Source organism: Paenibacillus sp. FSL R5-0519 (genome assembly GCF_037974275.1).
In the GTDB taxonomy this organism is placed as follows: domain Bacteria; phylum Bacillota; class Bacilli; order Paenibacillales; family Paenibacillaceae; genus Paenibacillus.
The window spans coordinates 6398951-6414083 of the sequence record NZ_CP150234.1 but is presented as its reverse complement, the minus strand read 5'-3'; the positions used below and the strand labels follow the sequence as shown (position 1 = coordinate 6414083).

At 46.4% G+C, this 15133-nt stretch carries 11 protein-coding genes and 1 tRNA gene; 10 read left to right on the top strand and 2 right to left on the bottom strand.

Going from position 1 to position 15133, the window contains the following annotated elements; translation table 11 throughout:
* Nucleotides 1-80 precede the first annotated feature (80 nt).
* Both MKY73_RS28835 and MKY73_RS28830 read left to right on the top strand, forming a co-directional pair.
* Nucleotides 81-833, top strand: a complete 753-nt coding sequence (locus tag MKY73_RS28835) for an SIMPL domain-containing protein (protein WP_339304864.1) — start codon at nt 81-83, stop codon at nt 831-833.
* Nucleotides 834-1219: 386 nt separating this feature from the next.
* Nucleotides 1220-2317: a DUF4163 domain-containing protein gene (locus tag MKY73_RS28830; RefSeq protein ID WP_339304862.1), complete on the top strand. Its 1098-nt coding sequence runs from the start codon at nt 1220-1222 to the stop codon at nt 2315-2317.
* Between the two features lie 235 nt (nt 2318-2552).
* On the opposite strand, the gene clpP is transcribed toward MKY73_RS28830, so the two are convergent.
* Entirely contained in the window at nt 2553-3149 is a 597-nt protein-coding gene (clpP, locus tag MKY73_RS28825) for an ATP-dependent Clp endopeptidase proteolytic subunit ClpP (protein ID WP_017691245.1), read from the bottom strand.
* Between the two features lie 176 nt (nt 3150-3325).
* Nucleotides 3326-3400 (bottom strand) — tRNA-Arg (locus tag MKY73_RS28820).
* Between the two features lie 426 nt (nt 3401-3826).
* Here MKY73_RS28820 and MKY73_RS28815 point away from each other — a divergent pair.
* From MKY73_RS28815 to rnr, 8 genes are all read left to right on the top strand, one after another.
* Nucleotides 3827-4852: a sugar-binding domain-containing protein gene (locus MKY73_RS28815; RefSeq protein WP_124118313.1), complete on the top strand. Its 1026-nt coding sequence runs from the start codon at nt 3827-3829 to the stop codon at nt 4850-4852.
* 106 nt (nt 4853-4958) lie between these two features.
* Entirely contained in the window at nt 4959-5966 is a 1008-nt protein-coding gene (gap, locus tag MKY73_RS28810) for a type I glyceraldehyde-3-phosphate dehydrogenase (protein ID WP_056695277.1), read from the top strand.
* A 151-nt stretch (nt 5967-6117) separates the two neighbouring features.
* Nucleotides 6118-7299, top strand: coding sequence for a phosphoglycerate kinase (locus MKY73_RS28805; protein WP_124118312.1), 1182 nt, complete (start codon nt 6118-6120; stop codon nt 7297-7299).
* Nucleotides 7300-7335: 36 nt separating this feature from the next.
* On the top strand, nt 7336-8088 hold the full coding sequence (tpiA, locus tag MKY73_RS28800) for a triose-phosphate isomerase (protein ID WP_339304860.1): 753 nt from the start codon (nt 7336-7338) through the stop codon (nt 8086-8088).
* Nucleotide 8089: 1 nt separating this feature from the next.
* Nucleotides 8090-9634 carry a 2,3-bisphosphoglycerate-independent phosphoglycerate mutase gene (gene gpmI, locus MKY73_RS28795; RefSeq protein ID WP_278297387.1) on the top strand — a complete coding sequence of 515 codons (1545 nt, stop codon included), beginning with the start codon at nt 8090-8092 and terminating at the stop codon, nt 9632-9634.
* A gap of 243 nt (nt 9635-9877) precedes the next feature.
* Entirely contained in the window at nt 9878-11164 is a 1287-nt protein-coding gene (gene eno, locus MKY73_RS28790; protein WP_076291983.1) for a phosphopyruvate hydratase, read from the top strand.
* A 213-nt stretch (nt 11165-11377) separates the two neighbouring features.
* Nucleotides 11378-11611 (top strand): preprotein translocase subunit SecG, encoded by a 234-nt coding sequence (secG, locus tag MKY73_RS28785; protein WP_062837740.1) that lies wholly within the window; start codon nt 11378-11380, stop codon nt 11609-11611.
* 559 nt (nt 11612-12170) lie between these two features.
* Nucleotides 12171-14972, top strand: a complete 2802-nt coding sequence (gene rnr / locus MKY73_RS28780) for a ribonuclease R (RefSeq protein ID WP_339304858.1) — start codon at nt 12171-12173, stop codon at nt 14970-14972.
* Nucleotides 14973-15133 lie beyond the last annotated feature (161 nt).

The window sequence follows — 15133 nt, the reverse complement described above, 5'->3', positions numbered from 1 at the left end:
ACATTATGGAATTTGTCCCGTCTGTTAAGGTATCAAATCGATTAAAGTTTGAGATGTTAACACATAAGGAGGCTATCGTGATGGGTAAACAATGGATGAAACCGTTTGGTGCAGTGCTGGTGGCAAGTACGTTGCTTGTAGGAGGAACCGCTTGGGTTGCGCCAGGGAACTATGCTTATGCTGCAGAGGTTCAAGGCGTACAACAGAATGTGATTAATGTCGTGGGTAAAGGTGAGATTCAGGTGAAGCCTGATATTGCTTATCTGTCCATTGGTGTGAACAGTACTGCAGAGACAGCTGCATCTGCTCAAAAAGCGAATGCTGCCAAAGTTCAAAAAGTATCCAACTTGCTGAAGAATACGTGGAAAATCAGTGCAGACGACATTCAAACCAGTCAGTTCTCTGTACAACCCAACTATACGTATAGCGAAAAAGACGGACAACAAATTAAAGGATACACAGCCCATCATACACTGACAGTCACGTATCGTCAGATGGACAAGATCGGCGAGTTGCTCGATGCTGCTTCAGGGGCAGGTGCCAACAATATTGAGAACGTGCGCTTTACTGTAGAAAATCCGGAAACTTATGAATCTCAAGTGATTGAGAAAGCTGTTGCCAATGCAGATGTAAAAGCTGGCGCCATCGCAAAAGCAGTTAAACGTCAACTGGGTGCTGTTCTTTCCGTAAGCCAAGGCGATGCAAATGTACCTGTGTTCTATGCAAGTGAGTCTTTGATGTCCAAAGCACAAGATACAGCAGGTGGTACGGAGATTGAAACAGGCCAGGTTAAAGTAAGTACAATCCTGAATATTACGTATGAAATGAAATAAACAAGATTGCACCGGGCTATAAGCTCAAGTAACCTTTACAAGTTTCACTTGATGGGTACAACGAAATGATGACAAAGACTTTGTCCTGAGGACAGAGTCTTTTTTTGTTGGAAAAGCATACTTTGATGAAGTTAGATAGAAGTGTACCTTTCTCAAGCAACGTGAAATGTTGTTTGTTGGTATCTTTTTTGTATAGTTGTTCGTGACAAAAAGGTCATATCCCCTTATATTTTCCGCCTGATATTCATCAACATTGTAACTCGAGCTGTAAACCTTTCCGAAATTGGGTTAATTATAATAGAGAGGTGAGCGTATGAGATATGCGATCAGGTCAGGATTACATACGCAATGATACCTAATTGTGAATTCAGAGAGGAGTCTTATATATGACATCATGGAAAAAATGGACAAGTGCGTTGCTTGCAGCAGGAATTATTGTAGGTAGTGGTTCGGTATGGCAGGAGAGTTCGGTACAGGCGGCTTCTGTATCCTCGAAAGTGACAACCCCGGCTGAGGTAACGCTGAAATCGGGAGGGAAAACACTGACTCAAAAAGGACTTCTTCAAGGTGGATCGACTTGGGTCTCGCTGACAGCAGTCAAAGATGTAGCGGGTGGAACGTTGAAATATGATGCTAAAACGAAGTCATATACGGTAACAGCAGCCAACAATGCGATGACCGTTAGCCTGATGGATGAACAACCAAACGTCTATATTAACGGGTATTACCCTCAGGTGGAAGCAAAATTGATTCAGGGTCGATTATATATTCCATTCTCGGCAATGCGAGATTATCTGGGTGTACAGGGGAATTGGGATGGCAAAACCAAAACGTTGACACTCAGCAAGGTGAAACAAAATAGTGTGAAAGTTAAGGCGGCTACAGTTAATGTTACTGTGAAAAATGCTGAAGTAGATGTACAATATCCGCAGGTGAGTGGACTTGCCAGCAAAGAAGCTGAAACGGCAATCAACAAAGTGCTCAAAGATGAAGTGGACACGGCTGTTGCTGCTTTCAAAAAACAAACCACTGAATTTGGCGGGGCAACCGCAAAACGTCCATATGCTTTTGAAACTTCGTATGTCGTGACTTACAATGAGAACGGTGTGCTAGGTTTGATCACTCAACGTTATGAGGACTATGCAGGAGCACATGGCATGACGACTCGTACCGGCCACACCTTTGCACTGGACACAGGCAAGGAACTTACGTTAGATGATGTGCTGCAAAATAACAAAACCATGCGCGAGACGTTGGGTAAAAAAGTGGGCGAGCAACTGAAAGCCCGCGGTGGATACCTGGAAGGTTACAAAGGGTTAAATAAAGACCAGGATTTCTATGTGACACCAACAGGTGCAGTTGTGTTCTTCCAGTTGTATGAATATACAGCTTACGCGGAAGGCTTCCCTGAAATGAAGTTCACTTACAAGGAAATTCTGCCTAAGGGCACGGAACCGTTTAGCAACGTAACATCAGACAAATAAGTTCGCGTAGGGTAACTTTTAAGCAAGAGCACTTATATCACATTCTTCTCATGAAAAATAATAACAAGAATCCCCCGTCATCCTGCTTTGACGGGGGATTCTTGTTTATCCAGGCAACGCACTCCACTAACGGGTGTGATATTTGCCTGTTTAGTTGGAAATAGCACAGGGCGGGCTCACCTATATATCGGTGAAGCCTGCCCTGTGAAGTTACCGCTAGTCTCCAGGCAGCATATTAGATGCCTTGGGAACCCACGTTTTCAATAACTTTATCAATGATACCGTAATCGGCAGCTTCAGCAGCACTCATGAAGTAGTCACGATCTGTATCTTTCTCGATCCGCTCCAGAGGTTGACCTGAACGCTCAGAGATGATGCGGTTCAAGGTATCACGCATTTTCAGGATGCGGCGAGCACGGATTTCGATGTCCGAAGCTTGACCTTGAGCACCACCAAGCGGTTGGTGAATCATGATTTCACTGTTAGGCAACGCAAAACGTTTCCCTTTTGCACCAGCATTCAGCAAGAATGCACCCATGGAAGCCGCCATACCTACACAGATGGTAGATACATCCGGTTTGATGAATTGCATTGTATCGTAAATGGCCATACCGGCTGTAATCGATCCGCCTGGGCTGTTGATGTATAAGTGAATGTCTTTCTCCGGATCTTCCGCAGCCAGGAACAACATCTGTGCCATAATGGCATTAGCCACTACATCATTAACATCGCTACCAAGGAAAATAATACGATCCTTCAGCAATCTGGAGTAGATGTCATAGGCGCGCTCACCCCGGTTGCTCTGTTCAACGACCATTGGAATAAAACTCACGTGAAAAACCTCCTCGGAATGTAAATGTTATTGGTGCTTATATTTAAACTGTTACCGTATTACCCACATAATAAACAATTCCAAACAAAAAGTCAAAGAAAGTCAAACTAACTTGCAAAAAAAAGAAACCTTTCCGGTTTCATTGGTTAAAAGGGTTATGAGCTGTTAAATAAAAGTGGCGCGCCCGCCAAGAATCGAACTTGGATCTCAGGCTTCGGAGGCCTACGTCATATCCATTGGACCACGGGCGCACATTATGTGACAGCAATAATGATTATAGCTCATGAAATATTTAATTGCAAGCAATTCGTGATGTGTATTGGTTTGGATTAACCTAAAAATGATCATGATGAAGAAGAGTGGATAAAGAGTGCATTTAAGTAAATGCTATTAGAGGTTTTGGACATGCCTGATGAAATGTATTCTGAGCGATATGTAGATGGAATTCATTTGTTTCTTCTATATATGGTATGAGTGAGCTAGTCCTTGATCATGGAAGTCTAGGATTGTGAAAATAGGCGCGTACAAACGCTGAATGTGTGTCGAAATAACACGTTGAAACACTTGCATGTCACGTCAGTTTTAGGTAGAATAGACGTGGGACTTAAAAAGTTAACCCGGGACGTTTTAGGGCCACGAAAGAGAGCTTGGAACGAGAACTTGCGGGAGTGGAAAGCATGCGAACGATTTTAGAAGTACAAAAGCAGCTTCTGCCTGATCTCATGGATGTCTTGAAAAAGAGGTATACGATTCTCCAGCAGATCATGTTATCGGATGTGATCGGACGGAGAACGTTAGCTAATTCCATGCAGATGACCGAGCGGGTTCTGAGGGCTGAGACCGATCTGTTAAAGGCTCAGGGACTTATTGAAATTGACAGTGCAGGAATGAAGATCAGCGAGGCAGGGTATGATTTGCTGCAGCAGTTAGAGCCCGTAGCCAAAGAGTTGTTCGGATTATCCGAGCTGGAAGAGCGCATCAAGCAAGCCTACGGTCTGCAAAAGGTAGTTGTGGTTCCTGGTGATTCGGACGTATCTCCATTTGCCAAAAGGGAACTGGGCAGAGCCGGAGCGAAGGCTCTCGGCAATATCATGAGTGACAACGACGTTGTCGCCGTTACTGGCGGATCAACAACGGCCGAAGTCGCAGAGCAACTGACTCCGCCAACATCGCTCAAAGGTGTCTGGTTCGTACCGGCACGCGGTGGACTTGGAGAAAGCCTTGAAATTCAGGCAAATACGATTGCATCCACGATGGCAAAACGGGTAGGTGCGCAATATAAACTCCTGCATGTACCGGATTTGCTTAGTGATCATGCCTATGAATCATTAATCCAGGACCCCAGTGTTCAGGAGATTCTGCAGCTGATTCGAAAATCGCGGATTGTTATTCATGGAATTGGTGATGCCGTGGAGATGGCGACAAGACGTAAACTTGCGACAGAGATCATAGATGAACTTCAGGAGCAAGGAGCCGTTTCTGAATCTTTCGGTTATTACTTTAACGATCAGGGTAAGGTGGTACATACCATGCTTACACTGGGGATGCGACTACAGGATATTGAACGAACCGATGTTGTGATTGGAATCGCAGGTGGCAAAAGCAAAGCTGCTGCTATACATTCCGTGTTGCGATTTGGTCAGGAAGATATTCTGATTATTGATGAGGCTGCTGCCGAAGTCATCGTTGCTGAAATGGAATAAGGTTATACTCTGCAACACAACGAATGTTGTCTTGACGGACTTCACCGTCTGTCTTGAATATATAAGTTTCATAAAAAATTAATCAAAACTTGGGAGGAACTTACTCATGATTAAAGTAGGTATTAACGGTTTTGGACGTATTGGACGCTTGGCATTCCGCCGTATTCAAAATGTAGAGGGCATTGAAGTAGTAGCAATCAACGACTTGACTGACGCTAAAATGCTGGCTCATTTGCTCAAATATGATACAACACAAGGTCGCTTCGATGGCGATGTTGAAGTACACGATGGCTTCTTCAAAGTGAACGGCAAAGAAGTTAAAGTATTGGCTAACCGTAACCCGGAAGAACTTCCTTGGGGCGACCTGGGCGTAGATATCGTTCTGGAATGTACTGGTTTCTTCACAACTAAAGAAGCAGCTGAGAAACACTTGAAAGGTGGAGCTAAGAAAGTTGTTATCTCCGCACCAGCTACTGGCGACATGAAAACCATCGTTTACAATGTAAACCATGAAATCCTCGACGGTACTGAAACTGTAATCTCCGGCGCATCTTGCACAACGAACTGCCTGGCACCTATGGCAAAAACACTGCAAGACAAATTCGGAATCGTTCAAGGTTTGATGACTACAATTCACGCTTACACTGGCGACCAAAACACATTGGATGCTCCACACCCTAAAGGTGACTTCCGTCGTGCTCGCGCAGCAGCTGAAAACATCATCCCTAACACAACGGGTGCTGCTAAAGCAATCGGTCTGGTAATTCCAGAACTGCAAGGCAAATTGGATGGTGCAGCTCAACGTGTACCAGTAGCTACTGGTTCCCTGACTGAGCTCGTAACTGTTCTGGGTAAAAAAGTTACTGCTGAAGAAGTTAACGCAGTAATGAAAGAAGCTTCCGACCCACAAACTTTCGGATACACTGAAGACGAAATCGTATCTTCCGACATCCAAGGTATCACTTTCGGTTCCCTGTTTGATGCAACTCAAACTAAAGTTCTGACTGTTGGCGACCAACAATTGGTTAAAACTGTAGCTTGGTATGACAATGAAATGTCCTACACTGCACAATTGGTTCGCACTTTGGAGCACTTTGCAAAAATGATTAAGTAATATCTGCAATAACATAGAGCGGAAACAGATGCTATATTGTTTCCGCTCTTTATATATCAATATTTTGCAAATTTCTCAAAAACACCAGGATTGACAAGGGGTTTCAGCCCTTGATCGGTCCACCAAATACATGGGTGCGGAGGAAATACAGATGAACAAAAAAAGTGTACGCGATATCGAATTGACAGGAAAACGGGCTTTTGTCCGTGTAGATTTCAATGTGCCGCTCGAAGATGGTAAAATTACAGATGACAAACGTATTCGTGCAACGCTTCCTACAATCAACTTCTTGATTGAAAAAGGCGCTAAAGTCATTTTGGCAAGCCACATGGGTCGTCCTAAAGGCGAAGTGGTTGAGTCTTTGCGTTTGACTCCAGCAGCTGAGCGTTTGTCCGAATTGTTAGGTAAAACAGTTGTTAAAGCTGACGATTCTGTTGGTGACGCTGTTAAAGCTCAAATCGCTGAACTGAACAATGGCGACGTATTGTTGCTTGAAAACGTTCGTTTCCACGCAGGCGAAGAGAAAAATGATCCGGAACTGGCAAAACAATTTGCTGAACTGGCTGACGTTTTCGTTAACGATGCGTTTGGCGCGGCTCACAGAGCACACGCTTCGACTGAAGGAATCGCTCACTTGCTTCCAGCAGTGTCCGGTTTGTTGATGGAAAAAGAACTTGAAGTGTTGGGTAAAGCCATTTCCAACCCTGAGCGTCCTTTCACAGCCATCATTGGCGGATCCAAAGTTAAAGACAAAATCGATGTAATCGACAACCTGCTGAACATTGCAGACAACGTGATCATCGGTGGCGGTCTGACTTACACGTTCCTCAAAGCACAAGGACATGAAATTGGACAGTCCTTGCTGGATGACTCCAAACTTGATGTTGCGCTCGGTTTCATCGAAAAAGCGAAAAAATTGGGCAAAAACTTCTACCTGCCGGTAGATATCGTAGTGTCTGACGATTTCAGCGCAAAAGCAAACACACAAATCGTTGATATCGATGGCATCCCAGCAGATTGGGAAGGAATCGACATCGGTCCTAAAACACGTGAGATCTATGCTGACGTAATCAAAAACTCCAAATTGGTTGTATGGAACGGACCAATGGGCGTATTTGAAATCGAGCCATTCTCCCACGGTACTCGTGCAGTAGCAGAAGCTTGCGCTGAGACAGAAGCTTACACTGTAATTGGTGGCGGTGACTCCGCAGCAGCAGCTGAGAAATTCAAATTGGCTGACAAGATGAACCACATCTCTACAGGTGGCGGTGCATCGCTCGAGTTCATGGAAGGTAAAGTACTTCCAGGCGTAGTGGCATTGAACGACAAGTAAGTTTTAGTAGTCTATAGCATGAAGGAGTTGAAACCCATGAGAACACCGATTATCGCAGGTAACTGGAAAATGTTCAAAACGGTTTCCGAATCCAATGACTTTATTCAGGAAGTTAAAGGAAAAGCGGAAGTTGAAGGCGTGGAAACTGTAATCTGCGCACCGTTTACGAATCTGCCATCCCTGGTAGAAGCCGTTAAAGGCACAAACATCAAAATTGGTGCACAAAATCTTCATTTTGAAGACAATGGTGCATTCACAGGTGAAATCAGCGGTGTAATGCTGAAAGACCTGGGTGTGGATTATGTCATCGTTGGTCACTCGGAGCGCCGTCAATATTTTGCGGAAACCGATGAGACTGTCAATAAAAAGTTACATGCAGCATTCCGTCACGGATTGACTCCAATCTTCTGCCTTGGTGAAACGCTTGAAGAGCGTGAAGCGAACCAAACAAAAGACGTATGCAAAGTGCAAACAGAAGCTGCTTTGGCAGGTCTGTCTGCAGAGCAAGCGGCACAGGTTGTTATCGCTTATGAGCCAATCTGGGCGATTGGTACAGGCAAATCCTCCACTTCCCAAGATGCGAATGAAGTTATTGCTTACATCCGTACATTGGTGAAGGATCTGTACAACGAGACGGTTGCGAATGCAGTTCGTATTCAATACGGCGGCAGTGTTAAACCGGAGAACGTAACAGAATACCTCGGACAAAGCGACATCGACGGCGCTCTTGTTGGCGGTGCCAGCTTGCAGCCGGCTTCGTTCATCGCGCTTGTTGAGGGGGCGAAGTAAGATGACAGCTCCAAAACCTGTAGCACTGATCATCATGGATGGCTTTGGTCTGCGTAACACGGTGGAAGGCAATGCGGTAGCGCAAGCCAAGAAACCGAACTATGACCGTCTCATGAGCCAATTCCCACATACAACCCTGACTGCTTGCGGTGAAGCTGTAGGTTTGCCAGAAGGTCAAATGGGAAATTCCGAGGTAGGTCACCTGAACATTGGTGCCGGCCGGATCGTATACCAGGATTTGACCCGTATCTCCAAATCGATTCGTGACGGCGAGTTCTATGACAATGAAACACTTGTCAAAGCGGTTCGCGAAGCGAAACAAAGCGGTAAAAAGCTTCATCTCTACGGTTTGTTGTCCGATGGCGGCGTACATAGTCACATCGACCACCTGTTTGCCATGCTGGATCTGGCCAAAAAAGAAGGAATGAACGATGTATATATTCATGCCTTCATGGATGGCCGTGATGTTATGCCTGACAGTGGTAAGGACTTCATGCAGAAGCTGATCGCCAAGATTGAAGAAGTTGGTGTGGGACAAATCGCTACGGTACAAGGTCGCTATTACGCGATGGACCGTGACAAACGTTGGGAACGGGTTGAGAAATCATACCGCGCCATCGTTTATGGAGATGGACCGAAATACACTGACCCACTCAAAGCGGTTGAAGAATCGTATGAGAAATCCGTATTTGACGAATTCGTTGAACCAACGGTTATCGTTAAAGCGGATGGTGAGCCGGTAGGTCTGGTTGAGAGCGGTGATTCCGTAATCTTCCTTAACTTCCGTCCTGACCGTGCAATCCAGTTGTCGCAAGTATTCACGAACTCCGATTTCCGCGGTTTTGATCGTGGTCCGAAGTTCCCTGTGGGCTTGCACTTTGTATGCCTGACGTTGTTCAGCGAGACGGTTGAGGGTTATGTGGCTTATGAGCCGAAGAACCTTGACAATACGCTGGGTGAAGTACTGGTACAGAATAATAAAAAACAACTGCGTATTGCAGAAACTGAGAAATACCCGCACGTTACCTTCTTCTTCAGCGGCGGTCGTGATGTGGAGCTTCCGGGCGAAACTCGCGTGCTGATCAACTCACCAAAAGTTGCGACGTATGACCTGCAACCAGAGATGAGCGCATACGAAGTAGCAGATGCAGCAGTCCGTGAGATTGAAGCAGATAAGCACGATGCGATTATCCTGAATTTCGCTAACCCTGACATGGTTGGACACTCCGGTATGCTGGAGCCTACCATCAAAGCGGTTGAGGTAACGGATGAGTGCATGGGTCGCGTTGTAGACGCGGTACTTGCCAAAGGCGGCGTAGTGCTGATTACAGCGGATCACGGTAACGCGGATATGGTGTTCGATGAGCAAGGACGTCCGTTCACAGCTCATACAACGAACCCGGTTCCATTCATCGTTACGGATGCCAATGTAACATTGCGTGAAGGCGGAATTCTGGCGGATATCGCGCCAACGATTCTTGACCTGATGCAGTTGCCTAAACCGGAAGAAATGACAGGTACATCTGTCATCGCTACCCGTAAATAAGTTGCACAGCCACTATATATGAAATTGGGAAGTTTGGCGTTTACCTCTGAACGGAGACAGCAGAAATCGTACGAAGAAGCGTTAGCGTTCGCCTTTATCACAGGATTCCAACTTATGAGAATAAGTTTAAAGGAATCCGGGGATAACAGCGATCGGAAGACGATTCTGCTGACGAAGTGGATAAGGGGAAACACAAGTAGTCCTAATTTTTAATAAATTCAAATTTAAAGGAGATTATCACAAATGACTATTATTTCTGACGTGTACGCTCGCGAAGTCCTCGACTCCCGCGGTAACCCTACAGTAGAAGTTGAAGTATACCTGGAGTCCGGCGCAATCGGACGCGCAATCGTTCCATCCGGTGCATCCACTGGTGCCCACGAAGCAGTTGAGCTTCGCGATGGCGACAAATCCCGTTACCTCGGTAAAGGCGTTCTGCAAGCTGTTAAAAACGTAAACGAAACAATCGCTCCAGAAGTTATCGGTATGGATGCATTGGATCAACTGGGTATCGACAAATTGATGATCACTTTGGATGGTACGCCAAACAAAGGTAAACTGGGTGCTAACGCAATCCTGGCTGTATCCATGGCAGTAGCTCGCGCAGCTGCTGACGCTCTGGACCTGCCATTGTATGTATACCTGGGCGGATTCAACGCTAAAGCATTGCCAGTTCCAATGATGAACATCATCAACGGTGGTGAGCATGCGGACAACAACATCGACGTTCAAGAGTTCATGGTTCTTCCAGTTGGAGCACCAAGCTTCAAAGAAGCTCTTCGCGTAGGCGCAGAAATCTTCCACAACCTGAAATCCGTATTGAGCTCCAAAGGCTTGAACACAGCTGTAGGTGACGAAGGTGGTTTCGCACCGAACCTTGGTTCAAACGAAGAAGCAATCACTACAATCATCGAAGCAATTGAAAAAGCGGGTTACAAACCAGGTGTTGACGTATTCCTGGGTATGGACGTAGCTTCCACTGAGTTCTACAAAGATGGTAAATACACATTGGCTGGTGAAGGTAAATCTTACACTTCCGCTGAGTATGTTGACCTCTTGGCTTCATGGGTTGAGAAATACCCAATCATCACAATCGAAGACGGTATGTCCGAAGATGACTGGGATGGTTGGAAATTGCTCACTGAGAAATTGGGAGACAAAGTACAACTCGTTGGTGATGATCTGTTCGTAACAAACACTGAGCGTCTGGGCAGAGGTATCGAAGAAGGTATCGGTAACTCCATCCTGATCAAAGTTAACCAAATCGGTACATTGACTGAAACATTTGATGCAATCGAAATGGCTAAACGTGCAGGATACACAGCTGTAATCTCCCACCGTTCCGGTGAGTCCGAAGACAGCACAATCGCTGATATCGCTGTTGCAACAAACGCTGGTCAAATCAAAACGGGTGCTCCTTCCCGTACAGACCGTATCGCGAAGTACAACCAATTGCTCCGCATTGAGGATCAACTGGGTGAACTGGCTCAATACAATGGTCTTAAAGGATTCTACAACCTTAAAAAATAAGCTGGATATCCAGCTTTTACGGGCAAGCCGGGTAACCGGCTTGTCTTTTTTATTGAAACGGAGTATTGGTACAACGCACAAATTCACGTAGATGGTGAAATTTAGGGCATGGTATGAACTGTACTACTTGTAGTACAACCATAGCTATGTTACAATTAAAGTAACTGTTTTTATGGTGAGATGTTATGCCCACATGGGTAGGAGGTGGAAAGAATGGATATTGCTTTGAAATTGCTGCTCGTTGTCTTCTCGATCGGTCTAATCACTGTAGTATTGCTGCAGCACGGGAAAAGCGCTGGTTTGGCGGGTGCCATCTCCGGTGGTGCGGAACATCTTTTCGGTAAAACGAAAGCGCGCGGATTGGATCTCTTCCTGCAACGTGCAACGGTGGTACTGGGTGCAGGATTTATGATTTTGTCTATTATTGTTACGGTGGTTTCCAAGTAAGAAGTGGAACTGCTTTACAATGAATAGCTTAAGCTAATGGCTTAATTGATGAACCTTCGTTTCGTGGAGAAACGGGGGTTTTTTAATAAATTTTTACGCGTCCAAACTTTCCCAATGATCTGATCTATAGACTCCATGATTTTCGGTCTTCTTCTCACTTCTGTTCGGTTTTCCTTCCTTAATATGCAACAAAACCCCTATCATGTATGGAAATGTCCCTCGCTTATACGTTACGCGCGAAGCCACTCCCTATAAATGAATGTCATGTGTACAGAAAATTTTCGGATGTGGTCCTTTTCCAGATGCGTACAGCATGGGTATCGCATAAAATGTCTGTAGAGATACGTGAAAGCGTGATTTTAGAGGAGCGCCCGGCAACTGTGGTTTTTTTACGAGGTACGGATGGGCTGGATTGAATTCGTGTATACTAGGGTATGAGATAGTATGGGTGCGCGACTATACTCTTCCCGACAGTGATTGCATGAAAATGGTAAGAATTCCGATACATAAACAGATGAGATCCGATTACACTTTTATGTTTCCCGAGGTGAATATATTAATGATAACAGAACAACAATTGCTCGACTTCATGCGGGAGACCGCTTATAAACCGATGACTTATCAGGAGTTGGAACAGCACTTCGAGATCGAAGACGCAGCTGATTTCAAAGCCTTTTTGATTATGCTGAATACGCTGGAGGAATCCGGAAAAGTTCTGCTGACCCGCAACAATCGTTATGGCATGCCAGAGCGCATGGATTTGGTTCGCGGACGTCTACAGGCTCATGCCAAAGGATTTGCTTTCCTTATTCCTGAGGATCGAGAGCACCCGGATGTGTACATTCACGCCAATGACATGAAGAGTGCGATGAATGGTGACACGGTATTGGTTAAAGTCACGTCCCAAGGCCCTTCTGGCGGTCGCCTGGAGGGTGAGATCGTCCGTATTGTTACTCGTGCGGTGACACAAGTTGTAGGGGTGTTCCAAAGCCATGAGGTGTACGGCTTCGTAATTCCGGATGACAAACGGATCAATCGCGATATTTTCATTCCGCGTACCAACTTTGCAGGGGCGGTGGATGGACAGAAGGTCGTCGCAAAGATCGTCAGCTATCCAGAAGGCCGTGCGGCAGCCGAGGGTGAAGTGATCGAGATTCTCGGTCATAAGGATGAGCCGGGTATTGATATTTTGTCTGTCATTCGCAAGCATCAGCTGCCTGAAGCTTTCCCCGATGAAGTGGTAGAAGAGGCGGAGAAAGCACCCGACTCCATCACGGATGAAGAGATTGTACAACAGGGTCGTCGTGATCTGCGCGGACTGAACATTGTCACGATTGATGGTGAAGATGCCAAGGATCTGGACGATGCTGTAAATGTAGAGAAACTGCCTAATGGTAATTACCGTCTGGGTGTTCACATTGCCGACGTCGGCTACTATGTACAGGAGAATTCCAAGCTCGATCAGGAAGCCTACAACCGCGGATGCAGTGTATATCTGGTGGACCGGGTTATTCCGATGTTGCCTCAGCGCCTATCCAACGGAATCTGTAGTTTGAACCCGCAGGTAGATCGCTTGACTCTGTCTTGTGAGATGGAGTTCAACGACCAGATGAAAGTTGTGAAACATGACATTTTCACGAGTGTAATCAAAACCAAAGAGCGGATGACGTATTCCAACGTTCGTAAAATCCTTGAAGGTGAAGAGCCGGAATTGCTCGAGCGTTATAAGGATCTGGTGGATGATTTTCATCTAATGAAAGAGATCGCCTTGAAACTGCGTGCGATGCGTATGCGCCGTGGGGCGGTTGACTTTGATTTTGAAGAATCCAAAATCATTGTGGATGCAGAATGCAAACCGATCGATATCGTAAAACGGGAGCGTTCGATTGCAGAGCAAATCATTGAAGAATTCATGCTTGCAGCCAACGAAACTGTGGCAGAGCATTTCCACTGGTTAAAGGTTCCGTTCATTTATCGTGTGCACGAAGACCCGGATCAGGAAAAACTGCAAAATTTCCTCGCCTTTGCGGCGAATTTTGGACACCAGGTCAAAGGACGTGGCAATGCGATTCATCCTCGGGCGCTTCAATCGTTGCTTGAGGATATCAAGGAAACGAAAGAACAAACCGTGATCAGTACGATGATGCTTCGTTCCATGAAACAGGCGAAGTATGATTCTGAAATGTCAGGTCACTTTGGCCTCGCGGCAGAATTCTATAGTCATTTTACGTCTCCAATTCGTCGTTATCCCGATCTCGTCATTCACCGGGTGATTCGCGAAGTCATTGAAAATAATGGCGCTTTGCCGGAGAATCGTCAGGAGTATTTGGCAGCACGCATGGCGGATATTGCGCAGCAGTCTTCGGAACGTGAACGTGTGGCGGTAGAAGCTGAACGGGATACAGAGAAAATGAAAAAAGCCGAGTACATGCTGGATAAAGTCGGCGAAGAGTTCGAAGGCATGATCAGCAGTGTGACCAGCTTCGGTATGTTCATTGAATTGGAGAACACGGTTGAAGGTCTGATTCGTCTGAGCGCGCTCACGGACGACTATTACCATTTTGATGATCAGCATATGGCTCTGATTGGTGAACGTACCTCGAAAGTCTTCCGCATCGGTGATGAAGTGAAGATTCGTGTGGCACGTGTAAGCATGGAAGAGTATACGATTGACTTTGAAATGGTGGATATGAAACCTCGCGCTGAACGTCCTGGCGGCTTCGGTGGCGGACGTGGCGGTAAAGGTGGACGTCCTAGTAGCGGCGGCGGACGCGGTGGAGCCAAGGGTGGACCAGGTGGATTCAGCGGTTCACGTGGTGGCAAAGGCGGCTCTGCTAGCGCTGGAGGCAACCGTGGTGGCAGATCACCGGAAGAGAGCAGCAAAGGCAAAGGTGGACGTGGCGGTCGCGGCGGAGCAGCGAGTGCAGGTGCGGGCGCAGGTTCATCCGGTGGCTACGCAGGTAAAGGCGGCGGTAAACCAAAAGGTGAGCGTCGTGCGGGTGATCCTGGCGGATCGACTGGTCGGGGCAAAGGCGCGGTGAGCTTTGGTTTTGGCTCAGGTAAAGGCGGTTATAGCTCTACATCGGGTGGTTCGGATAGTAATTCAACTGGTGGACAAGGAAGTGGCCAAAGCGGCGGCAGCGGTCGCGGTGAAGGAAGCTTTAAGTCCGGCAAGGGCGGCGGTAAAGGTGGCAAGGGCGGAAGTGGACGTAAAAACACTTCGCCGAGCGGCGTATTTATCGGAGAAAACGCAACTCCTGGGGGTGCTCAGGAAGGCGGAGCACCACGTCGCAAGCGGAAGAAGAGCAAAGGCGCAGCGGGTAACGGCACGGCAGCTTTTGTACGGAAAAAGAAAAAATAATAACGCTACAGTTACTTGGAGAACTGGACTGCAATTAGCTCCTCCAAGTTAAGCGTTAGTGAGATAGTCACTTCAGGTGTATGTTGTTTCGCACAGTCTGAAAGTGGTGTAATGAGAAGGGGCGGCAGAGGTCGCCTCTTTCTTGATTTTAACAGCCGTAC